Source organism: Flavobacterium sp. (assembly GCF_040379285.1).
Lineage (GTDB): Bacteria > Bacteroidota > Bacteroidia > Flavobacteriales > Flavobacteriaceae > Flavobacterium.
The window spans coordinates 1-21,531 of sequence record NZ_JBEILJ010000032.1 but is presented as its reverse complement, the minus strand read 5'-3'; the positions used below and the strand labels follow the sequence as shown (position 1 = coordinate 21,531).

The 21,531-nt window shown below is 38.3% G+C and carries 21 protein-coding genes; 8 read left to right on the top strand and 13 right to left on the bottom strand.

The window, feature by feature from the left end; translation table 11 throughout:
* The first annotated feature begins 111 nt into the window (after positions 1 to 111).
* A complete protein-coding gene (locus tag ABWO12_RS08080; RefSeq protein ID WP_353088265.1) occupies positions 112 to 1,158 on the top strand; it encodes a 2Fe-2S iron-sulfur cluster-binding protein in 1,047 nt (348 codons plus the stop codon).
* Between the two features lie 18 nt (positions 1,159 to 1,176).
* On the opposite strand, the gene ABWO12_RS08075 is transcribed toward ABWO12_RS08080, so the two are convergent.
* Positions 1,177 to 2,223, bottom strand: a complete 1,047-nt coding sequence (locus ABWO12_RS08075; RefSeq protein WP_353088264.1) for a glycosyltransferase family 9 protein — start codon at positions 2,221 to 2,223, stop codon at positions 1,177 to 1,179.
* Positions 2,224 to 2,829, bottom strand: a complete 606-nt coding sequence (locus tag ABWO12_RS08070; protein ID WP_353088263.1) for a DUF4254 domain-containing protein — start codon at positions 2,827 to 2,829, stop codon at positions 2,224 to 2,226. It lies immediately after the preceding gene.
* 63 nt (positions 2,830 to 2,892) lie between these two features.
* Between ABWO12_RS08070 and upp the strand changes: the two genes are divergently transcribed.
* Entirely contained in the window at positions 2,893 to 3,546 is a 654-nt protein-coding gene (gene upp / locus ABWO12_RS08065; RefSeq protein ID WP_353088262.1) for a uracil phosphoribosyltransferase, read from the top strand.
* Here the strand turns inward: upp and ABWO12_RS08060 are convergent.
* On the bottom strand, positions 3,541 to 4,470 hold the full coding sequence (locus ABWO12_RS08060; RefSeq protein WP_353088261.1) for a DUF6427 family protein: 930 nt from the start codon (positions 4,468 to 4,470) through the stop codon (positions 3,541 to 3,543). The two genes, upp and ABWO12_RS08060, sit on opposite strands and share 6 nt — an antisense overlap.
* Positions 4,471 to 4,519: 49 nt before the next feature.
* On the opposite strand from ABWO12_RS08060, the gene ABWO12_RS08055 reads away from it, so the two are divergent.
* Positions 4,520 to 4,759: a DUF6341 family protein gene (locus ABWO12_RS08055; protein WP_073361165.1), complete on the top strand. Its 240-nt coding sequence runs from the start codon at positions 4,520 to 4,522 to the stop codon at positions 4,757 to 4,759.
* Here the strand turns inward: ABWO12_RS08055 and purD are convergent.
* Positions 4,751 to 6,025, bottom strand: a complete 1,275-nt coding sequence (gene purD, locus ABWO12_RS08050; RefSeq protein ID WP_353088259.1) for a phosphoribosylamine--glycine ligase — start codon at positions 6,023 to 6,025, stop codon at positions 4,751 to 4,753. The genes ABWO12_RS08055 and purD overlap by 9 nt on opposite strands.
* Positions 6,026 to 6,170: 145 nt before the next feature.
* Between purD and ABWO12_RS08045 the strand changes: the two genes are divergently transcribed.
* The 4 genes from ABWO12_RS08045 to ABWO12_RS08030 are packed head-to-tail and all read left to right on the top strand — an operon-like array spanning position 6,171 to position 10,310.
* Positions 6,171 to 7,481, top strand: a complete 1,311-nt coding sequence (locus tag ABWO12_RS08045) for a phenylacetate--CoA ligase family protein (protein ID WP_353088279.1) — start codon at positions 6,171 to 6,173, stop codon at positions 7,479 to 7,481.
* 28 nt (positions 7,482 to 7,509) lie between these two features.
* The gene (locus ABWO12_RS08040) at positions 7,510 to 8,031 is read left to right on the top strand and encodes an ORF6N domain-containing protein (RefSeq protein ID WP_353088257.1); all 522 of its coding nucleotides are present in this window, start codon (positions 7,510 to 7,512) and stop codon (positions 8,029 to 8,031) included.
* A gap of 3 nt (positions 8,032 to 8,034) precedes the next feature.
* On the top strand, positions 8,035 to 9,126 hold the full coding sequence (wecB, locus tag ABWO12_RS08035) for a non-hydrolyzing UDP-N-acetylglucosamine 2-epimerase (RefSeq protein WP_353088255.1): 1,092 nt from the start codon (positions 8,035 to 8,037) through the stop codon (positions 9,124 to 9,126).
* Positions 9,126 to 10,310, top strand: coding sequence for a glycosyltransferase family 4 protein (locus ABWO12_RS08030; RefSeq protein WP_353088254.1), 1,185 nt, complete (start codon positions 9,126 to 9,128; stop codon positions 10,308 to 10,310). The genes wecB and ABWO12_RS08030 overlap by 1 nt, the downstream gene beginning before the upstream one ends.
* Here ABWO12_RS08030 and ABWO12_RS08025 read toward each other — a convergent pair.
* The 4 genes from ABWO12_RS08025 to ABWO12_RS08010 are packed head-to-tail and all read right to left on the bottom strand — an operon-like array spanning position 10,307 to position 14,991.
* Positions 10,307 to 11,659 (bottom strand): undecaprenyl-phosphate glucose phosphotransferase, encoded by a 1,353-nt coding sequence (locus ABWO12_RS08025; protein WP_353088252.1) that lies wholly within the window; start codon positions 11,657 to 11,659, stop codon positions 10,307 to 10,309. The genes ABWO12_RS08030 and ABWO12_RS08025 overlap by 4 nt on opposite strands.
* Positions 11,659 to 12,642 carry a UDP-glucuronic acid decarboxylase family protein gene (locus ABWO12_RS08020; protein ID WP_353088251.1) on the bottom strand — a complete coding sequence of 328 codons (984 nt, stop codon included), beginning with the start codon at positions 12,640 to 12,642 and terminating at the stop codon, positions 11,659 to 11,661. Before ABWO12_RS08020 ends, ABWO12_RS08025 begins: the two co-directional genes overlap by 1 nt.
* Positions 12,639 to 13,922: an O-antigen ligase family protein gene (locus ABWO12_RS08015; RefSeq protein WP_353088249.1), complete on the bottom strand. Its 1,284-nt coding sequence runs from the start codon at positions 13,920 to 13,922 to the stop codon at positions 12,639 to 12,641. Before ABWO12_RS08015 ends, ABWO12_RS08020 begins: the two co-directional genes overlap by 4 nt.
* Positions 13,888 to 14,991: a DUF1972 domain-containing protein gene (locus ABWO12_RS08010; RefSeq protein WP_353088248.1), complete on the bottom strand. Its 1,104-nt coding sequence runs from the start codon at positions 14,989 to 14,991 to the stop codon at positions 13,888 to 13,890. Before ABWO12_RS08010 ends, ABWO12_RS08015 begins: the two co-directional genes overlap by 35 nt.
* 151 nt (positions 14,992 to 15,142) lie before the next feature.
* On the opposite strand from ABWO12_RS08010, the gene ABWO12_RS08005 reads away from it, so the two are divergent.
* A complete protein-coding gene (locus ABWO12_RS08005; protein WP_287782866.1) occupies positions 15,143 to 15,919 on the top strand; it encodes a 2OG-Fe(II) oxygenase in 777 nt (258 codons plus the stop codon).
* Positions 15,920 to 15,923: 4 nt separating this feature from the next.
* On the opposite strand, the gene ABWO12_RS08000 is transcribed toward ABWO12_RS08005, so the two are convergent.
* Genes ABWO12_RS08000 through ABWO12_RS07980 form a run of 5 tightly spaced genes read right to left on the bottom strand, consistent with a single transcriptional unit; the run spans position 15,924 to position 21,473 of the window.
* Positions 15,924 to 16,811, bottom strand: a complete 888-nt coding sequence (locus tag ABWO12_RS08000; RefSeq protein WP_353088247.1) for a GDP-mannose 4,6-dehydratase — start codon at positions 16,809 to 16,811, stop codon at positions 15,924 to 15,926.
* A complete protein-coding gene (gene gmd / locus ABWO12_RS07995) occupies positions 16,795 to 17,829 on the bottom strand; it encodes a GDP-mannose 4,6-dehydratase (protein WP_353088246.1) in 1,035 nt (344 codons plus the stop codon). Before gmd ends, ABWO12_RS08000 begins: the two co-directional genes overlap by 17 nt.
* The gene (locus ABWO12_RS07990) at positions 17,829 to 18,950 is read right to left on the bottom strand and encodes a glycosyltransferase family 4 protein (protein ID WP_353088245.1); all 1,122 of its coding nucleotides are present in this window, start codon (positions 18,948 to 18,950) and stop codon (positions 17,829 to 17,831) included. The genes gmd and ABWO12_RS07990 overlap by 1 nt, the downstream gene beginning before the upstream one ends.
* A complete protein-coding gene (locus tag ABWO12_RS07985; protein WP_353088243.1) occupies positions 18,940 to 20,205 on the bottom strand; it encodes a hypothetical protein in 1,266 nt (421 codons plus the stop codon). The genes ABWO12_RS07990 and ABWO12_RS07985 overlap by 11 nt, the downstream gene beginning before the upstream one ends.
* The gene (locus ABWO12_RS07980) at positions 20,202 to 21,473 is read right to left on the bottom strand and encodes a lipopolysaccharide biosynthesis protein (RefSeq protein ID WP_353088242.1); all 1,272 of its coding nucleotides are present in this window, start codon (positions 21,471 to 21,473) and stop codon (positions 20,202 to 20,204) included. The genes ABWO12_RS07985 and ABWO12_RS07980 overlap by 4 nt, the downstream gene beginning before the upstream one ends.
* Between the last annotated feature and the right edge of the window lie 58 nt (positions 21,474 to 21,531).

Here is a 21,531-nt window from a genome sequence, read left to right as displayed (position 1 = left end):
CTTCACCCCCTACCGCAAATTTACTGCCTGGAACCACATCCTATAAACATCGGCAATTTCTACTCCAAACATTTAAGAGAGTCTTCGTACCTTTGCCAAAAATTTATAGCTATGTCTACTTTTTATAAACTCTTGATAAAAGATGTGTGTCGCGAAACCGAACAGTCGGTCTCCTTGGCGTTTCAAATTCCCGCCGAATTACAAGCCGCTTACACGTTTGTAGCCGGGCAATATGTTACCTTAAAACTCACCTTAGACGGACAAGAAATTCGTCGCGCCTATTCAATTTGCGCGTCGCCCAAAAGCGGAGAACTGCGCATTGCTGTAAAGGCGGTTAAATTTGGACTTTTTTCTTCCTTTGCCAACCGAAATTTAAGACCCGGTGATGTCCTTGAAGTGGGCGTTCCCGAGGGAAAATTTACCTTCGAACCCCAAGCCGATCGGCAACGTAACTATGTTGGATTTGCTGCCGGTAGCGGCATTACTCCCGTGCTCTCCATCCTTAAATCGGTGTTAGAAAGCGAACCACAAAGTACCTTCGTTTTGGTGTATGGGAATAAATCGGTAGCCGAAACTATTTTTCACCACAAATTGCACGAATTGCAACAACAGTATGTGGGCCGTTTTTTTGTACATTATGTCTTTAGCCAAACCCATGAAAGCGAGTTGTTTGGCCGAATTGATAAATCCGTTGTCAATTTTGTAGTAAACAACAAACACAAGGAAAAAGAATTTGATAAATTCTATTTGTGTGGTCCTGAGGAAATGATTACTACCGTTTCCAACACTCTGAAAGAGCACAATATCCCTGAAAAAGCAATAAAATTTGAATTATTTACGTCTTCCAGTCAAAGTGGTGCCGCGCCCACAGGAGAAGGACATACAGCGATAACACTGCAAGTCGATGGCGAGGAAACAGCCTTTGAAATGAGCCAAAAACAAACCATTTTGGAAGCCGCTTTAAAACAAGGAATCGACGCCCCATATTCCTGTCAAGGAGGAATTTGCAGCAGTTGTCTCGCGCGGGTGACTAGCGGTGCCGCAACCATGAAGAAAAATTCTATTCTCACCGACAGTGAAATCGCCGAGGGATTAATCCTTACCTGCCAAGCGCATCCCACAACACCCGAAATTTATGTCGACTTTGATGATGTGTAAACAAGGAGATAAAGCGTTCTAACGCTCCTCAGATATAATACTGTAAATCTTTTGAAGAATTTGTTGCGGTGTTATGGTGCGCATGGCTTGCTCATAACCCGCAACTTTTTTATTGCCATAAATGGAGGTAGGCAAAAACGGGTATTGGGAACGATTGGCTGTAAGACAATACTCCAACGGTTGTCCATACGGAGCAAATCCCGCATACGGATGGGTGGCGCCCCAAATAGTAATCGTTTTTACACCATATAATGCCGCCAAATGCGCATTTCCACTGTCCATCGAAACCATCAAATCTAAGTTGGCTATGAGTTCCAACTCGTGTTCAAAGGAAATTTTATTGGCCATATTCTTGATGTGCTCCCCCAAAGGCGTAAGCGTATCCAGAAGTTCCGACTCGCGACGACCGCCACCCAATAAGAAAATGCGATAGGGTCCTTGGGCCAAATCAGCTACGACATTTTGCAATAAATCCATCGGATACACTTTGGCCGAATGCTGTGCAAAAGGAGCAATCCCAATCCACAATTGCTGCTTGGGGCCGGTTTGCTCCAAAACACTGGGAGACAGCACCTCTTTTGGAAGGTAATATAGCGTGTCAAAAGGAACGGTATACCCCAATTTTTGAAGGGTTTCGACATGTCTAACCGTCATCGGCTTAAGCGGCGCAATGATTTTTTCCTCCAGTCGGGTCAACTGCTTTTTTTCCAAACGTCCTTTGTCGGTATACGCTGTTTTTTGACCACTTATTGCAAAAAAAAAGCGTAGTATTTTGGAACGCAACACATTGTGAAAATCGGCGATTTCAGTTACACCCAGCGCTTTCAATTCGCGGTACAACCGAAAAATACCCCACAACCCTTTGTGTTGATGATGGGTATGAACCGAAACAAATTGAATTTGAGGAATCTGTAAAAAAATGGGGTTAAAAAAGGCACGGGAAACGACCGTCACTTTTACTTCAGGATTGTGTTGCATGAAGGCCAAAATAACTGGCACCGTCATCGCAACATCGCCCATGGCTGAAAGGCGAATAAAAGCAATATGTCGTGTTTTTTGTGCCAATTATTTTTTCTGCTGATACAACACTGGATTCAAATCCTCGTCGTTATACATTTTCATCTGTTTGTAGACTTTCATGTACTTGTCGCCATTTTCAATATCGGTCAACAACTCACTAATAGAGGTAAACATATCGTTCTTTTGGTCCAAAAGTACATTCAGTTTTTCTTGGCATTTAGCACGGTGCTCGTCGGAAGCATCGGGACGAGTCGCTTCTTCATGCATGTGATAAATTTTCAACGCCAAAATAGACAAGCGGTCAATGGCCCACGCAGGACTCTCGGTATTGATTTTGGCATTGGCCTTCACTTGAACGCCGCTATATTTTTGAAAAAAATAACTGTCAATATACTCCACCATATCGGTGCGCACCTGGTTGGACGCATCGATTTTACGCTTTAAATCCAAAGCGGCTACAGGGTCAATTTGCGGATCCCGAATAATGTCTTCATAATGCCACTGCACCGTATCGACCCAGTTTTTGGCGTACAATAAATACTCGATACTGCCCTTTTCGTAAGGATTCAAAGTCGGTTGATACACGTCGTTGATGACATGATACTCACGAATACAGCGTTCAAAAATGGGAAAAGCAAATTCAGCAAACATAGGTGTAGTTTTTTTGCAAAGATAGTTTTTATCCCGTTACTTTGACAGACAAAATCCGCGCACATGCACATCCACTACATCTCCGAACAAAACAGTATTTTGAATCATTTTTTGGCTCAAATACGTGATATTTCCATTCAAAAAGACAGCATGCGTTTTCGAAAAAATATCGAGCGTATCGGTGAAATTATGGCGTATGAGTTGAGCAAAACGCTAGAGTACAAACCGGTGACGGTACAAACACCGTTGGGCCACAAACATACGACAACACTAGCCGATCATGTGGTTTTATGTTCGATTTTGCGAGCGGGACTGGCACTACATCAAGGGTTTATGAACTTTTTTGATGAGGCTGAAAACGGATTTGTGTCGGCATATCGTCATCATTATAATCAAGATAATGCTTTTGAAATTTTGGTCGAATACCAAGCGGCCCCGTCATTTCAAGACAAAAATTTGATCTTAATTGACCCCATGTTGGCCACTGGACAATCCATTTTGGCCGTGTTAAATCAACTGCATTTGGAACAAAAACCGAAAGAAATTCATATTGCCGTAGTGATTGCAGCTCCCGAAGGAATTGCTTACTTAGAAGAGCATTTGCCAAAAGAATGTCACTTGTGGGTAGCGGCCTTGGACGAGCGATTGAATGAAAAAAACTACATCATCCCCGGATTGGGCGACGCAGGCGATTTGGCCTACGGGAGTAAATTATAACTGACTAAAAAACGCAAACAATCCACAGGCTAACGTGATCCAAAGGATTAACTCTTGCTGCACTTTGTTGGTGCTATTTTCAATCATCAAAGTGGCAGAAACCGCCAAAGGAAAAAACATAAACACCAACAACTCATTGCTTTTTGGAATAGAAATCGCAAAAAGAACGCCTCCCAAGACCAAAGCAAAAAGTAATTTTTTATAGGAAGCTTGCAAGTTCAACGGGCGATTGGTCACTGTTAATGCCGCAGGAATAAAAAAGAAAATGATGGCAACGACAAACATCGAAAAAGCAATGTGCGCGTTTTGTCCCGAAAAATAATCCAGCGAATAGCTCACTTTCTCTTGGGCAAGATACTGACTTAAAGCATCTAAATCAAAAAATAAGGAACAAGCAATACTAATGATGCCAAAAATAAAAAAGGCAACAAACGGAATCAACCAATTGCGGTAATCGCGGGAAACGTGAAAAATAATAGAAACATAAACCAATACGACGAAAAGCAGCGCCCAAAATTGGAATAAACTCGCGATAAAAATCCACAAACAAGCATCAAATATTTTCTCCTTAGGCGCTTTAAGTGTTTGCAATGAAATCAACCGCCGCAACGCCAACAGCACAAAAAAGTTGGCTAACATCAACCGGACATTGTTCCACAATTCAGGAAAAAAAAGAAGAAAAAGGAGAAAAAAGTACAAGGTATAGGAACTGTCTTTGGTCAGCACATTCTTTTTTACAATAAAATTGACCAAAAACAAAGAGGCAAAAAGCAGAAGTAGAATAAGCCCTTTTTGCAGGTATTCAATCCAACCCAACCCTTGAAATCCAACATGAATTTGATATAAAAAATAAAACCCTAACGTAGCCAAAACAATCAAGCTATAATTTATGGGTGTAGATTTCTTAAAAATTGTTGTTATCATGCGGATATTTTATACTTTTGTGCTTGTAAATATAACACTTGATTTAAAAATGAAAGCATTTTTTGAAGCTATACAGTCGCTATTTGTCGATTTCCTTTTTTTACCTCTTGATGCTTTGCGTCAATTGGAATTGGAAGGCTATTGGGGTTGGTGGGGTGCCAATTTCCTAAATTGGATTGGTATCATCATCTGTGGATACTATGTAGTTTACTGGTGTAAACAATTGAATTTACACAAAGAAAACAACGAAGACAACCAAGATACAACGGCTCACTCGTTTTTAAAATAAATCAAAACCGATATCGGTTCGATAATACATCTTATCAAAATGTAGCTTCGCTATGTTTTGGTAAGATTTTTTTATGGCCTCTTGATACGTCTCACCACACGAGGTAACCGCCAAAACACGTCCTCCATGGGAAACAACTTGGCCCTCTTGCAATGTGGTTCCGGCGTGAAACACGATTGAATCGTTGACCTCTTCTAAACCACGAATCGCTTTCCCTTTTTCATAACCTTCAGGGTAACCGCCCGATACCACCATAATGGTCGTAGCGCTTCGCGGATCGATCTCAAGGGTAATCGCATCCAGCTGCTGTTCGGCAACCGCTTTAAAAATCGCTACCAAATCCGACTTTAAGCGCGGCATCACCACTTCGGTTTCGGGATCGCCCATGCGAACATTGTATTCGATTACAAAAGGATCGTCGCCCACCTTAATTAATCCGATAAATAAAAATCCTTTGTATTCAATATTTTCTTGTTGTAATCCCGCAATCGTAGGTTTTACAATGCGCGTTTCAACTTTTTCCATAAAAGCAGCATCGGCAAAAGGCACCGGAGAAACGGCACCCATTCCGCCGGTATTCAAACCCGTATCGCCTTCTCCTATGCGTTTGTAATCTTTGGCAGTGGGAAGAATTTTATAACTTTTTCCATCCGTCAACACAAAACAACTCAACTCAATCCCACTTAAAAACTCTTCAATAACAACTTTTGCACTGGCCGAACCAAACTTGGCGTGTACCAACATATTCCGCAATTCCGTTTTAGCTTCTTCCAAATCCGTGAGAATTAAAACGCCTTTCCCAGCGGCCAATCCATCAGCTTTCAATACATACGGAGCTGTTAAGGTTTCCAAAAAAGCACAACCTTGTTCAACTGTTTCGGGGGTAAAACTTTCATAGCGCGCCGTGGGAATGTGGTGTCGAACTAAAAACTGTTTCGCATATTCTTTACTGCCTTCCAATTGTGCCCCTTCTTTGGAGGGTCCAATCACGGGAATGGCATGCAACTGTGAATCATTTTTAAAAAAATCATAAACCCCATTCACCAAAGGATCTTCGGGTCCAACGACCACCATACCTACTTGATGCTCCAAGCAAAATTGTTTCACCGCATGAAAATCATTCGGGTTTATATCAACATTGGTAGCAATCGCAGCCGTTCCTGCATTTCCAGGGGCCACAAATAATTGGGAACAGTGCGAACTTTGAAGCATTTTCCAAGCCAGAGCATGTTCTCTCCCGCCCGATCCAAGAAGTAAAATTGTCATGTGGTGTTGTGTTATTTCGAATGTAAAAATCGAAAATCGTTGTGGTGCAAAAATAGGGTGTTTTTGACGTTTGTAAAAGGCAATCTTTTAAAAAGTTTCACACAGACCTGCCTTGAATTTATTACTTTTGAAAAAAATGAATCGGGTGTTTCGACTGTTTGATTTTTCATTGCAAATGCAAGGCTTTCCCATGAAGGAGGCTAAAAAGCAGTATGCAGAAATTCGAAATCTTTCCTCAGAAAAATTTGCCGACTACCTGCTGACGCAACGACAGGCTATCGTAGCGCACCATGTGCAACACAATCCGTTGTACCAACAATTGGTGTCCCAAAAAAATAGTGCCGATTGGTTGTCACTGCCGATTATGACCAAAAAACATTTTCAGCAACCTTTAGCCCAGCGCCTTTCGGAGGGTTACACCGTTAAGAATGTATATGTTAACAAAACCTCAGGGTCGAGTGGCGATCCGTTTATTTTTGCCAAAGATAAATTTTCCCACGCGCTCACTTGGGCCAACATCATTACCCAATTTGGGCAATTTGGCATTGATTTTAACACCTCCTATCAAGCGCGATTTTACGGTATTCCCTTGGACACCATGGGGTATGCAAAAGAACGGCTTAAGGATTTCTTAAGCGGTCGGTTTCGCATTCCTATTTTTGATTTATCCGACAAAGTGCTGGAGGAAGTGTTGGCTACCTTTCGCCGAAAAAAATTTGACAACATCAATGGATACACGAGTTCGATTGTCTTGTTTGCCAAGTTTTTGCAGCAAAAAAACATCGTTTTAAAAGACGTGTGTTCAACCCTAAAATGTTGTGTCGTGACCTCAGAAATGTTGTTCCCTGAAGATAAAATCCTTTTGGAAAATCAATTTGGGATTCCGATTATCAACGAATACGGTGCCTCTGAATTGGATTTGATTGCCTTTCAAAATCCTGAAGGCGAATGGCAAGTGAATGCGGAAACTTTGTTTGTGGAGATTTTGGATGCGCAGGATAATCCGGTGCCAAACGGTCAAGAAGGGCGTATTGTGATTACTTCGTTATACAACAAAGCCCATCCGTTTATTCGGTATGATATCGGTGATCTTGGCATTTTGGATGAAAAAAGCACGTTGCAAAAACCCATTCTCCATAAACTCATTGGACGCACCAATGATTTTGCGGTATTGCCAAGCGGTAAAAAATCGCCGGGACTTACTTTTTACTATGTGACCAAAAGTATCATTGAAGACGATGGAAATGTGCAAGAATTTGTGATAAAACAAACCAAAATAGATACTTTTGAAATCGAATATGTGAGTCGAATTGCCTTGACTTTGCCACAAATTAAAGCGATTGAGCAGGCCATCGAAACCTATTTGGAATCGGGATTGACTTTTTATTTTTCCCGAAAAGAGACCTTAGTACGTAGCAAAAGTGGGAAATTGAAGCAATTTGTTTCCTTGATATAAACCAAAATAATTTTTAAATACAACGCCTATGCAAAATTCTATGCGCCCAAATGAAACGGTATTGGATAAAATTTATGTTATCCGAAACCAAAAAGTACTCTTGGATCGCGATTTGGCCCAATTGTACGGAATTGAAACAAAACGGTTAAAAGAAGCAGTAAAACGAAATCGAGAGCGTTTCCCTGAAGATTTTATGTTTGTTTTGACTGAGGATGAATTACATAATTGGAGGTCGCAATTTGCGTCTTCCAAATCATTAAAAATGGGATTACGACATGCGCCTATGGCCTTTACCGAACATGGCATACTCATGCTTTCGAGTGTGATTCATTCGGAACTGGCTATTTCGGTGAATATTCAAATCATGCGACTATTCACCCAAATGCGGCAATGGATTATGGAGTATTCCGATGTTCAGGAAAAAATCCATGTATTAGAACAAAAAGTGGAGAACCACGATAAAAATATTGAGTTGGTTTTTTCGTATTTGGACGAATTAAACGAAGTCAAACCGGCTGAAAATCGAAAACCCATTGGGTATAAAAATTAGATTATGAAAATAACTATCGTTGCTGGTGCACGTCCTAATTTTATTAAAATTGCTCCTATTATTCGAGCAATAGAACAAAAACAGCGGGAGGGAATTCCACTCTCCTATCGTTTGGTACATACGGGTCAACATTATGATAAAAACCTCAGTGATACGTTTTTTGAAGAGCTAAATATACCCAAACCCGATGCCAATCTCGAGGTAAAAAGCGGTTCCCAATCGGTGCAAACGGCCAATATTATGGTGGCTTTTGAACAAGAAATATTGGAAAATCCTACCGATATGGTTTTGGTTGTAGGCGATGTCAATTCAACGATGGCCTGTGCGCTTGTAGCCAAAAAAATGAACCTAAAAGTAACGCATGTTGAAGCGGGAATTCGTTCGGGGGATATGACTATGCCTGAGGAAATCAACCGTATCGTAACCGATAGCATCACCGATTATTTCTTTACCACCTCTACCTTGGCTACAGAAAATTTAATTCGATATGGTGCGCAACCCGATGCTGTTCATTTTGTGGGGAACGTGATGATTGACACGTTATATCAAAATCAACACCGCTTTCAGCGACCTTCTTTTTGGGAGGATTTCGTCATTGAAAAAGGAAATTATATCGTGCTTACCTTACACCGGCCGGCCAACGTCGATGAAGAGGATTCGTTACTGCATTTGCTGCAAGGCATTGATGCGTTGGCACAAGGAAAAAAAATTATCTTCCCCATTCACCCCCGTACTAAAGCAATTTTGGGCGCGCGGCAATTGCCTACGCAAAATATCGTCTTTATCGAACCTCAAGGATACTTAAATTTTATGTATTTGGTGGCGAATAGCTTTGCCGTTATTACCGATAGCGGTGGGATTTCGGAAGAAACTACGGTACTTGGAATTCCTTGTTTTACCTTGCGTAACAACACCGAACGTCCCGAAACAATTACGGTTGGCACCAATCACTTGGTAGGAACACAAGTAGAAAAGTTGGTGGAAACGTATACTTCTTTTCTTCAAAATGGAATGAAAAAGGCGGGGATCCCTGAGTTGTGGGATGGAAAAGCTTCTGAACGTATTGTCGATATTTTGTGGCAAAAAAGGAACTAATGCAAGACATACTCATAATCTCTAACTATTATCCGCCAGAAAAAGGGGCCGCTGCCAATCGAATTGAGCAAATGGCTCTACAATTACATAAAAACAATTATACAGTCACTGTGCTTTGTCCCTTGGGAAATTATCCCAAAGGCGAATTGTTTCCAGAGTACCGCGGGAAATTTTCGGTTACGGAAAACCAAAATGGAATTCGGGTAAAACGTCTTTGGATTTATCCGAGTAACAGTAAGAATATTGTCAAACGCTTGCTGTCCATCCTTTCGTTTTCAAGTGTTTTGGTGCTGTTTTTACTGTTTAAAAAAACACCCAAAAAAGTAATCGTGCAATCGCCTCCTTTATTGTTGTCTTTTCTTTCGGTAGCTATTTTAGCGCTAAAACAAAAGAAAATTATACTAAATGTCTCCGATTTATGGCCCTTGGCAGCATTGGAGCTTAATGCTTTGAAAGCGGGGGCTTTTTCACATAAAGTTTCCCTTTTCATGGAGCGGTTTATCTACCAAAAAGCCACTTTACTTTTGGGGCAATCCCAAGAAATTTTAGATCATGTCCATTCGATTTTCCCCAATAAGCAAGGGTATTTGTATCGAAATTATCCCGATCATGCGGAGAAACAATGCGAACTGCAAACCTCAGCTGAGCCTACCATAAAAGTATTCTACGCAGGATTATTGGGGGTTGCCCAAGGCGTGTATGAATTATGTCGGCAACTTGACTTGGTGGGAACGCAAATTGAATTGCACATTTTCGGAGATGGCGCTGAGAAAAAAGAAATCGAAGTCTATTTACAAAACCATCCACAACAACCGATATTTTTCCATGGCATGATGGATCGCAAGGCACTTCATGAAATGCTCAAAACCTTTGATATCGCTATTGTGCCTTTAACTACAAGGATTTACGGTTCGGTTCCCTCCAAGATTTTTGAGTATGGAAGTTTAGGGTTTCCTATTTTGTATTTTGGTGGTGGTGAAGGCGAAAATATAGTGGCAAATCACGGATTGGGTTGGGTGGTTCCTGTAGGAGATTTTGCCGCCATGCAACACCAACTTCTGGAGATAAATAACTTGGATAAATCAGATTTAGCGGCCTTGAAAACAAAAGTTTTTGAACAGGCGCAAGCGGATTTTAATATCGAAAAACAAGTAAAAGATTTAATCAATCAAGGGGTATTCTAGTACGCTTTTTCTTCGCCTTTAATAGCATTAATTACCGTTAAGAATATAATTTTTAAGTCTAATAGCAACGACCAATTTTCTAGGTAAAAAATATCGTATTTCACACGATAAATAATGTCTTTATCAGTCTCAACTTCTCCCCGAAAACCATGTGTTTGTGCTAAGCCCGTAATCCCAGGTTTGACAAAATGCCGAACCATAAATTTGTCTACGTTTTGAGCAAACCGTTCTGTTTCACTAATCATATGGGGTCTAGGCCCTACTACTGACATATCCCCTAATAAAACATTAAAAAATTGAGGCAGTTCGTCTATGCTTGTTTTTCTTAAAAAAGATCCAAATTTTGTGATTCGAGGGTCATTTTTGGAAACTTGTTTCAGATCAGCTAAATGATTAGGACGCATGGAGCGAAATTTATAACAATCAAACTCTTCATAATTCAATCCATTTCTTTTTTGCTTAAAAAAAATAGGGCCTTTTGATTCTAGTTTAATCAAGAGTCCGATAATAGGTATTAACCAAGACAACAGTCCCAGAATTACCAAAAGTGAAAAAATGACATCGAATGAGCGTTTAACTAACTTATTTAGTGATTCATCCAAGGGAATATTACGCAAGGAAGCTACAGGGATATAGCCATAGTACTCAAATTTTAAATTTTTTGTAAAAATCTCATTATTGTCGGGCAAGAATTTTACGACTTTGAGATTATTATCTGCAAAATCAATTACTTGATTTACATAGGTATTGGCCAGATCATGGAGAGAACAATAAATTTCATCAATATTATGATCTTGCACATACTGAAAGCAGGCTTCGATTTGCTTTTTTTTGTCCTCGATTAAGTCAAAAGTTTGTTCGAGTTTATAACCATAATCTGGGTTGTTATTAAAAAACTCTTCTAACAAGGGAACCGACTTTCCACTGCCAATAATTACTACTCTTCGGAAATTCCCTCCGAAAAGTGATCGATACTTTCGGAGTAAATAAAATATAGAGAGCTTGAAAAATGTAATTATTAGAACGGATAAAACGATGTATCGAAAAATTTCAACAGATGCCGTTGTTTTGGAGTAAAACCCTGAAAACGCAAAACAAATAAGGGTAAACAATGCAAATTGTTTAGCAATTTTATTAAAGATTGAGACCACTTTGGTAAAGCGGTACACTTCATAAAAATACGTATTGATGGCAATTATAAACCAGCAAAAAGAAATAAAAATAGAAAAGTAAAAAGAACTGAATTCGACAGGTAATAGCAAATAGGCTAATATATTGATGACTGCCCAATCGAAGGCATAAGTAAAGGGTCGTAAATAACCCGAATATCTACCTGCTTTGGGTTTCATTACAAAATGTATTTCGAAAAATCTTTATGGTCCTCTCTCAGCAACTCTTCTGAAGACAAGGATTTAAAGTATTCGTATGTGAGCTTCATCCCTTCGGCACGACCTACTTTGGGCTCCCAGCCTAGGATTGCTTTAGCTTTGGAAATATCCGGTTGGCGTTGTAAAGGATCGTTTTCGGGTAATGGCTTATATACAATTTTTTGAGTTGTACCGGTAAGTTTTATAATTTCTTCTGCGAAATCCTTAATGGTAATTTCATCTGGGTTACCAATATTAACGGGCAAATGATAGTCTGACAAAAGCAAACGGTATATACCCTCCACTTGATCAGTCACATAACAAAAGGATCGCGTTTGGCTACCATCTCCAAAAATGGTTAAATCTTCCCCCCGAAGCGCCTGCCCAATAAATGCTGGAATTACCCGTCCATCATTGAGTCGCATACGTGGGCCATACGTATTAAAAATTCGCAAAATACGTGTTTCTACTCCATGGAAGGTATGATACGCCATCGTAATAGATTCCTGAAAACGCTTGGCTTCGTCATACACACCACGTGGACCGATAGTATTTACATTGCCATAGTAATCTTCGGTTTGCGGATGTACCAGGGGGTCGCCATACACTTCAGAGGTAGAAGCAATAAGAATTCTTGCTTTTTTAACCCGAGCCAAGCCCAATAAGTTGTGCGTTCCCAATGAACCTACTTTTAAGGTTTGAATTGGAATTTTTAAATAATCAATGGGACTCGCAGGTGAGGCAAAATGTAATATATAATCCAAATGTCCTGACACATGAACAAATTTGGTAACATCATGGTGATAAAACTCAAAATGTTGTTCTTTGAACAAGTGTTCAATATTTTTTAAATCCCCAGTGATTAGATTATCCATTCCGATTACATGATATCCCTCAGCTAAGAAACGATCGCATAAATGTGAGCCCAAAAATCCAGCCGCACCAGTGATTAAAATTCTTTTCATTGCTTAGTTTTTTTCAAATCTGCACACTGAAACATGCAGTACAATACTATGAAAAATACTATACCTCGTTGTCTGCAGAAAAATGATTCAGACAAAAATAGGATTATCATAGTAATAGAGAAAGCTATATGAAGAAAATCTTTTGAAATAAATGCATTTTTAGCATTCCAAATCACTAAAAAAACAACAAAGAGAAATCCTAAAATTCCCAAATCGGAAAAAGACTGTACATATTGGTTATGATAATTAAAGTCGCCATAATTTCCATAGAGACCATGTTCTTTAATCTTAGCCTTGATTTGATCTTGTGATGCCTCCAAGCCAAATCCTGTCCAAAAAACAGGTTGCTCGTTCATCATTTCATTGAAAATACGAACTTGAAAAACCCGTAATGCAGTCCCTGGAAAAAAATGATTTTCTTCAAACTTTTGTTGGGTCCAAGCTTGGTGTAGGCTCACATTGTAAACATTTCCATTCCCAATTTTGGTGTTTAGGGTATTGTCTACAAAAGCTGTTTCGTATTCGATTAAAAAACGTTCCCTAACTTGTTCAACAAACACAAACGAACATACAACAAACGCAATCACCGAGAGTATGGTGACGGTTTTAGTGCCTTTAGGTACAGCAGCAAAAAAAGCATAAAAAGCAATAATTAAAATCACATCAATGGTGATAATACTTTTAGAAGATAGCATCACAACAAAGACAAAAAGCACTATAAAGGCAAAATTAGTACATGTGCTTTTTGTTTTTTGGGCTACAAAATACATTAAGGCTAAAGAAGAAAAAATCGAAATATAAATTGCATTTAATTCTTCCGTGACCAAATTGTGATAAAAGAAAACGCTACTATCTTTTGAAATTACGTATCGCAATACCGCTCGAATCAAAAAAACAAGCGAATACGCTACCATAAACCAACTATAATTGCGGAGAATTCGATATAACGATGCCCGTGATAATTGTGGTGCCAACATAAATGCTAAAGGAACCAGTAGAAAAGGAAGTTCTTTTTGTAGACCAGAAAGTGACAAAGAAGGTGCCTTAGACCATATTAGCGATAAAACCATCAGAAGATAAAACAGCATCGGTAATATCAAAATCGGTTGAAACGAAATACCTCGACGCTTCACTCCATTGCGTAACGCAAATAGCACATAAAGAATTAATGCGATACTGATAAAGAGGTGTTTGGTAGGAATGGTAATCAATACTAAAGTAAGCAGTATTTCATGGAAATTCCATTTACCATTTTCCTCGCTTGGAAAAACATTCTTCAAAAAATTGAGCATATTTGCCATTAATAATCTTCCAACTGAATTCATTGGCTATAGCCTCAAAATTATTTACAACCTTCTGCAAGTTATCACTTTTTTTGGTATAGTCCAGCAATTTATTCACTTCATCTGCGGTTTCAAAATAAAAGGCATTTTCTTTTAAAATTGCAGCATTAAATTCGTTCCGATGCGCAATAATTAGTGCTTTTGATGCCATGGCTTCCAGTAGTGATGGATTGGTACCTCCTACCGTATGGCCATGAAAATAAAGTTCCGAAAAATAGCGTAAATTGTTTAAATCATCGATTTGATAAATAGGGCCCACAAAGCGGATTTTAGAGCAGAAACCATACTTTGATTTTAGATAGTTTCCATAGGGAGTATTGTGGTTTCCAATGACTAAAACGGTGGTCGAACCTGTATTTGAAGCAATACCTTCTAAAAGTATCTCTATACTGTTCTCAGGTTCGAGTCGGGCTAAAATCATATGATACCCATTGGGCTGCAAACCATATCTTTCCAATACTGAAAGGTTGGGCTGATCAAAAGGATAGGCTCCATAAGCTATATACTCAGAAGATTTTTGATATTTATGGTGAATATATTTTTGAATTCCCAAAGAATCGGCAACTAAATAATCACTGTTTTTAACTGCTAAACGTTCTGCAAACAAAAGCACTTTTTGAACCAACTTCGAATATTTGGTGCGCTTCCACTCCAAACCATCCATATTGGTAATTACTATTGACTTTTTGGGTAAAAGAAAATGCCATATCGAACTGCTGGTGTAGCCCAATTGTAAAATGATGTCCACCTTTTGCTTACGAATATCAAGAATACAATTCAAATCGTAAATGAACTGACCTGCTGTTCCTATTTTGTATTCGGGATCATAACAATGAACAATTTGAACTCCTTTAAAATTATTGGCTTTGTACGGATGATTGTGTGAGTTGTAGACCAAAACTTTGTGCCCTTTTTCAGCCAGATAAACAGAAAAATATTCCGCAAACTGTTCAAAACCTCCGTAATGATTTGGAATGCCGCGTGTACCGAAAATGGCAATTTTCATAGACTTAGTAATTCGAAAGCCAAAATTACTTGTAATCTTTAAAACTAGACAACTTTTTGAGGGTTTATTTTCAATAAATCGTGAACAAAAAGGGTCTGACTTTTTCGTTTTTAAAGTTTAATCTATAATTTTGTGCTAAATAACCATATCTATGATAAACTTTGACTTTTTAGAGCAAAATCTTGATACACTCCGACTTCAGTACTTAACTGCACAGCCTTTTCCACATTTGATCATTGATGATTTTTGTGATGAAGAAAAGTTAAACACGGCCTACAGTCACATTCCAGAATTGGAAAATAAAAGTCGGGATTACGCTTTTGCGAATAATAAATTTGAAAAGTCAAACTACAAAGTAATTTGTCCTGAATTAGAAGAATTATACACCGATTTATCTTCGGATCGTTTCAATTCAATTCTAACCTACATCACCAATAAAAAGGTTTTTGTAGATCCTAAAAATCACGGGGGTGGATTACATCAAGGCAAGAAAAACAGTTTTTTAGATATGCACTTGGACTTTAATTACCATCCCATCCATAAAAATTGGTATCGTGAACTCAACTTATTGCTTTATTTGAATAAAGATTGGAAGGAAGAATACAAAGGTCACTTAAAAATTAAAGATTTACGTACAAACGATGAAGCGGAACTTGCTGTGCCCTTTAACCGTTTAATTATCCAACAATGTGGGCCTTATACACTACATGGATATGATATGACAAACTTTCCAGAAGGCCGCTACCGAACCTCTATTGCGACCTATGCTTATCAAATTCATGAACGATTGATTGAAGAACCGCGTACAACCGATTGGTTCCCCAAAGAAGACGCTCCATTCCTTAAAAAACAATTGGCTAAAAACTATAACTTCTTGGTAAAAACCAAAAATCGCTTCTTTGGAAGTGGCACTGCCAAAAATCAGTAGTTCCTTAAAGAAAATCGTGAATAATTGCTTTGATATGATTATTGTCGGGTAAAGAAATCAGTGTGCCTAGTTTTTGAGTAGAACCGCAGAGGTATTTAATCTCATTAGGGCGAACAAAGGCTGGATTAATCTCTATTTTTGGTGAATACCTACTCGCTTTTTCAAATAATTGGAGAATTTCTGTTAGCGCATGCATTTTACCAGAACAAAGATTGACTACTTCGCTTTGAGCCGATGAAAGAAGGAGTTTTTCATAGATTTCAACTACATACCGAATCGAATTGTATTCTCGAAATACATCTAAATTTCCTAGTTCAAGTTGGGGCGCTCTAGTTTTAAATGCTTGGGCAATTTTGGGAATAACAAAGTATGACTCTTGTCCGGGAGCGGTATAGTTAAAAGGTCGTACAATTAAAATAGGGAGCTTCTCCCAGTACATTTTCCCCACTTGCTCCATCGCGAGTTTACTAATGCCGTAATGATTAACCGGATTGGGGGTCATCCCTTCATGGTATTCACTTCCTTCTTGATTCCCATAAACCGTCGCGCTACTGGCTAGAATTATTTTTTGTACTGGTTTTTCAAGCTGAGAAGCCGCATGAAGTAAGTGCTGTGTTCCTACAACATTTACCTTGTAAAAATCAACAATAATGGGATGTTGTACAAAAGATATGGCCGCCAAATGGATGATATAATCTGGGGAGATTTGAGAAACAATCGCTTGAACTTGCTCTTGTTGAGTCAAATCACAACTAAATATGGTATCTGAGGTTTGGGTAGAATTGGATAGTCCAAACACCTTAAACCCCTTGCTTTCGAGATGTTCTTTTAGATAAACGCCGGTAAAACCAGTGCATCCTGTAATTAATACCGATTTAGTACGACTTTCCATTCTTATTTCTTATCAAATCGGCATCTACCATCATCGCACATAGATCCGCTAGTGAAGTTTGGGCCGACCAATTTAAATGATGATTCGCTTTTTGAGCATCACCAATCAGTAAATCTACTTCAGCAGGTCGATAGAATCTAGGGTCTACAACGACCAACTCTGTCCCGGTTTTCGCACATAACCCACGTTCATTTTCAGCGGCTCCAGTCCATTCAATAGCAACCTCAATTCGATTAAAAGCTAATTCGACAAAATCCCGAACCGATTGTGTTTGATTGGTTGATAATACAAACGTATCTGCCTCATGGTGCTGCAACATTTTGTACATTCCTTCTACATATTCGCCGGCAAAACCCCAGTCACGTTGCGCATCCAAATTTCCTAATGCCAGTTTATCGGTAATGCCTAAATGGATTTTGGCTACTGTATCGGTGATTTTCCGGGTGACAAATTCTTTACCGCGTAAGGGTGATTCGTGATTAAATAAAATACCACTTACTCCAAAAATGCCATAACTTTCACGATAATTTACAGTAGCCCAATGGGCAAATAATTTGGCAAATCCATAGGGACTTCTAGGGTAGAAAGGCGTATGCTCTGTTTGAGGAATTTCTTGTACTTTACCAAACATTTCCGAGGTTGACGCTTGGTAAAATTTGATGTTTTTATTAACTATACGAATGGCCTCCAAAATCGTCAAAGCTCCAATTCCAGAAGCTTGAGCCGTATACAATGGTTGGTCAAAAGAGACGCCTACAAAACTTTGGGCAGCCAAATTATAAAACTCTTCTGGCTGACACGATTCCAACAAACGGATGCAAGACGTGATGTCGTTTAAATCAAATTCGACCAATGAAAGATTAGCATGGTTTAAGACGCCTAATTCCTCTAGTCGCCAAAAATTCATCGAACTCGAACGGCGGTAGGTTCCAAAAACACGATATCCTTTTTGTAATAATAATTGCGTCAAATAAGCGCCATCTTGACCGGTTACGCCGGTAATTACTGCATTCTTCATTAATTTCTTTTTCTTATATCTGTTTCCAAAACTTCTAAAAAAGCTTCAGAAGCTACTTTCCAATTGTATTTTTCGGCTACTAATTTAGACATTTCCAGTGCCTTTTCTGGGTTAGGATTCGATAATTTATGATAAATCTTCATTTTAATTTCCTCATCATCTAACGGATCAAAAAAATCATCCCCGAAGAAATCAAATTCGCCCATGGAGGTTGCATTAGAACAAAGAGTTGGTATCCCTGCGGCGGCGGATTCCAAGGGAGGTAATCCGTATCCTTCAGCAATAGAGGGATAAACCGCTAGAGTCGCCCCGCGCAATAATAGAATTAAATCCGAATAGGGCACTTTATTCAACAAATGTATTTTTGCTTTTTGAGCGGGTTCAAGTGATTGTAACAAGTGGTCAAATTGCGGGTCGTGAAACGTAATGTCTCCCACTAAAACCAAATCTCTTTGGGTATATAATTCCAATGCTACAAAGGCTTTTAGTAATCGGTAGTGGTTTTTTCGCGGTTCGTGTCGCGATATGTAAATAAGATACTTTTCATAACCAAATTTTTGCTTTACTGCTTGTTGTTGTTGCGCTGCGTCAAACGTTTCAAAAAATAAATCTTCCACACCATAAACCGTTACAGCTACATTGGTCAATACAAAATGTTTCTCGATGCTTTGTTTTGAAAAATAGGAACCTGTTAAAATTATATCTGAAATTTTACCACTCAAATGATATAAAATTCCATTTTTGATTCGGTTCATTACAGGGAAATATTCCTTTTTTTCCAAGAATAAAATATCGTGCATGGAATTAATATAGCGGCACATTTTCAGGGGAGGAACAATGTACTGAAAATGGGCATAATCAATTTTTAATTTCTTGATCAAATACGGAATGTCAAAAAGTAACCGGAAAAATTTACTCTTCAATTTGTATTCGATGTAAAACACATTATCTGCTTCGCCAAAGCATTTCTTCAGGTTTTGAACATCTGTGGCTGCGAGATAAAACTCAAAATTCGTATTCTTAATTAACTCGGAATACAAACCTTGTAAATAGGTTCGCGTTCCTTGAAAACCATAATCAAAAACATGGCAATCAACAAAAATTTTAATTTTAGTATTCATTGGGAATGCTGGGCAATTTTGCATTTTCGGCAATTAATATTTCTCGGTATGCGATTAAGAATCCGAGGAAAATCGATTTGTTATCCAATTTCAAGTACAACCCTAAAAACACCCAATTGGAAACAATTAAAAATAATGCGCTTCCCATAAACAATAAATTAATGTGATGGATTAATCGGTTATTCGTTGGTTTGGATTTACTTAAATAATAAATAAAAACAAGGGTAAGTAGCACGCCTATTAGACCAGCCTTTAAATACATGGTCATATACGTGTTGTGCAATTCGGGTACATACCGAATAAACTCCTGGTCATTCGTCCACATTTCGCGACCTAAATCAATGGTCGAACCCATTCCTTTCCCAATTAATATGGTTGGGAAACCGCGGTCAGTGACTTGACGCACGGTAATAATATTTTCAAAAGAGCGGTAATTATCGTTAAAATCTTTCCAATCTTCCTCGTTAATCTTGGTCTTGAAGGATTCTATTGGAGCAATTTTAATCTTATATAAAAACGCTTCTAATCCTTCTCCTTTCCGTGAGGGATTGGAATAGTAAATGGCGGCATAGGCAGTCACAACCAAAGAAGTGGCTACTAGTAAATATTTGACATTTCTTACATTCAAAATGAAGTAGCCTTTAATCGCCATAACGAGCACCACAAACTGAATCATATTGGTTCGGGCTAAATATAGGAAGGCTGAAACTGAGAGTAGTACAATAAATAACATTCGTGTTTGAGGTTTGATTTTAATTTCAAACTGTTTTGCGAAAATCAGAAGTACTAACGTATAAATTTCGTAATCGTTAAAATAACCTCCATAATGCCGTAACAAATGCATTGTGGTGATTTTAAATATAAAAAAGCAAATTAAAATGGTGGCAATATGAATGGTGGCCAAAAGTACTCCTGTTAAAATAACCGTCCGAAAAAGGTCTTTCCCAATGATTTTACAAATGTTATAGCCCACTGCCAAGCCCAACATGGGTTTGAGCAAATAACTGATATCTTTAAAGTAAACATACGATTTATGATCTGTAAATTGGGCACTAAACAAAGCTACTGCAATAAGTAAACCCAATAAAATTTGAAATCGTAAAAAAGAAACGGAATATTTCTTACGTAACGTAATGAACGCTGTAAAACCCCAAACCACAAAAGTTGTTTCATAACTATTGAGCAATAATACTATAATACAAAGTACGTACAATAGTTTAGGAAGAAAAGAATTCGGTGTAAACTGTAAGGTCATATTGACTTTATTGCCTCCATTTTTTTGAGGATTACAAAGTAGGAAATAATAATGAATAATTCAATGATAATTGTGGCTACAAACGCACCTGCTAATCCCATTTTTTGCAACAAGAAAATCATCAAAATAAGGTAAGTAATTGTGGCCAAAATAGTGATTCGTACATAGTAGTAACTGGAATTAAAAGCAAAAAGTAACTGGCGTACGGCAAAAGTAAGCCCCAATAAAACAGGAATTACTAAGCCCAACTGAAAATTTCCACTTAATAACTGTACCTCTGCAGGGGTTACTTTAAAAAACCGAAGTATGGGTGCTGTATTGAAGAAAATTCCCGTAAGCATTATAACAACAATAAAATAGTTGATACCATTTACCCGAAACCAAAAGCGTATGCCAGAGGGCTGACTTTTATCTATTTGCTTACAAATTTCAGGATATATAAAATTGTAAAAAGTTTGTAGATACGTTCGGAAAATCATGACAATATGTTCGATAACCCGATATTGTCCTGCTACAAAATTTCCACAAAAATAACTCACTATCATGACTGGTGTAAATTGATACGCTGCGAAAAAGACTTGCGAAAGCGTTAAAGAAAATTCTTCTCGAAGTAATGCAATCGAACGACGGAGCTGAAAATTTCGAACGTTTATTTTATGATGCCTAAGAATATATACCATACCAAAGAGTGAAGGGATAATTAACCCTACTCCGTTCCACATATTGACATATTGGTAATCCTCAGGTTGAGCAACAAACAGAATAACAGTTAGTATATAAATTCCTCTAGAAATTACGTTAATTAGAGTAATCCATACAAAATTCTGTACGCCTTGCAAAAACCATGTAGGATTTACAAACTGCCCCACCACCATCACCAAACTTAAAAGTAATTGGGTATAATCGGATCGAAAAAAGGGAACTGTAAAAATAAGTAGAACCGCTAAAACTAGAAACAAACACAAGAGTATGAATTTTGCCCCATAAATGGTCAAAAAGCGCTCTTCTAGACAATCGTGTTGATCAACATGGGTGGCAATTTCTCGGGTTCCATTAATGTATGAGCCATAGTCAACCCAAACATTGACCAAGATTGCTAATGAAAAACCAACACCTATTTTACCCAAACCAGCCTCACCGCAAATCATAATCACAAAGGGAACAATAATGATAGGACTAATTAAATTTACCGCTTGTCCAAAACCATAAATTAGAAAATCCCTTGCTTTCTTACTTCGTATAAAATGTCTTACTTTTTCGAAATTCATTAACGTCTGTTTGCGTTTTGACGTGGTCAAAAAAAACCACCCTCAGGTGGCTAAATTA

Bases quoted from the DNA above. Each gene is read 5' to 3' on its own strand.
- ABWO12_RS08080 (WP_353088265.1), top strand. From the start codon at position 112: ATGTCTACTTTTTATAAACTCTTGATAAAAGATGTGTGTCGCGAAACC.
- ABWO12_RS08070 (WP_353088263.1), bottom strand. From the start codon at position 2,829: ATGTTTGCTGAATTTGCTTTTCCCATTTTTGAACGCTGTATTCGTGAG.
- upp (WP_353088262.1), top strand. From the start codon at position 2,893: ATGCACATCCACTACATCTCCGAACAAAACAGTATTTTGAATCATTTT.
- ABWO12_RS08060 (WP_353088261.1), bottom strand. From the start codon at position 4,470: ATGATAACAACAATTTTTAAGAAATCTACACCCATAAATTATAGCTTG.
- ABWO12_RS08055 (WP_073361165.1), top strand. From the start codon at position 4,520: ATGAAAGCATTTTTTGAAGCTATACAGTCGCTATTTGTCGATTTCCTT.
- purD (WP_353088259.1), bottom strand. From the start codon at position 6,025: ATGACAATTTTACTTCTTGGATCGGGCGGGAGAGAACATGCTCTGGCT.
- ABWO12_RS08040 (WP_353088257.1), top strand. From the start codon at position 7,510: ATGCAAAATTCTATGCGCCCAAATGAAACGGTATTGGATAAAATTTAT.
- wecB (WP_353088255.1), top strand. From the start codon at position 8,035: ATGAAAATAACTATCGTTGCTGGTGCACGTCCTAATTTTATTAAAATT.
- ABWO12_RS08030 (WP_353088254.1), top strand. From the start codon at position 9,126: ATGCAAGACATACTCATAATCTCTAACTATTATCCGCCAGAAAAAGGG.
- ABWO12_RS08025 (WP_353088252.1), bottom strand. From the start codon at position 11,659: ATGAAACCCAAAGCAGGTAGATATTCGGGTTATTTACGACCCTTTACT.
- ABWO12_RS08020 (WP_353088251.1), bottom strand. From the start codon at position 12,642: ATGAAAAGAATTTTAATCACTGGTGCGGCTGGATTTTTGGGCTCACAT.
- ABWO12_RS08010 (WP_353088248.1), bottom strand. From the start codon at position 14,991: ATGAAAATTGCCATTTTCGGTACACGCGGCATTCCAAATCATTACGGA.
- ABWO12_RS08005 (WP_287782866.1), top strand. From the start codon at position 15,143: ATGATAAACTTTGACTTTTTAGAGCAAAATCTTGATACACTCCGACTT.
- ABWO12_RS08000 (WP_353088247.1), bottom strand. From the start codon at position 16,811: ATGGAAAGTCGTACTAAATCGGTATTAATTACAGGATGCACTGGTTTT.
- gmd (WP_353088246.1), bottom strand. From the start codon at position 17,829: ATGAAGAATGCAGTAATTACCGGCGTAACCGGTCAAGATGGCGCTTAT.
- ABWO12_RS07990 (WP_353088245.1), bottom strand. From the start codon at position 18,950: ATGAATACTAAAATTAAAATTTTTGTTGATTGCCATGTTTTTGATTAT.
- ABWO12_RS07985 (WP_353088243.1), bottom strand. From the start codon at position 20,205: ATGACCTTACAGTTTACACCGAATTCTTTTCTTCCTAAACTATTGTAC.
- ABWO12_RS07980 (WP_353088242.1), bottom strand. From the start codon at position 21,473: ATGAATTTCGAAAAAGTAAGACATTTTATACGAAGTAAGAAAGCAAGG.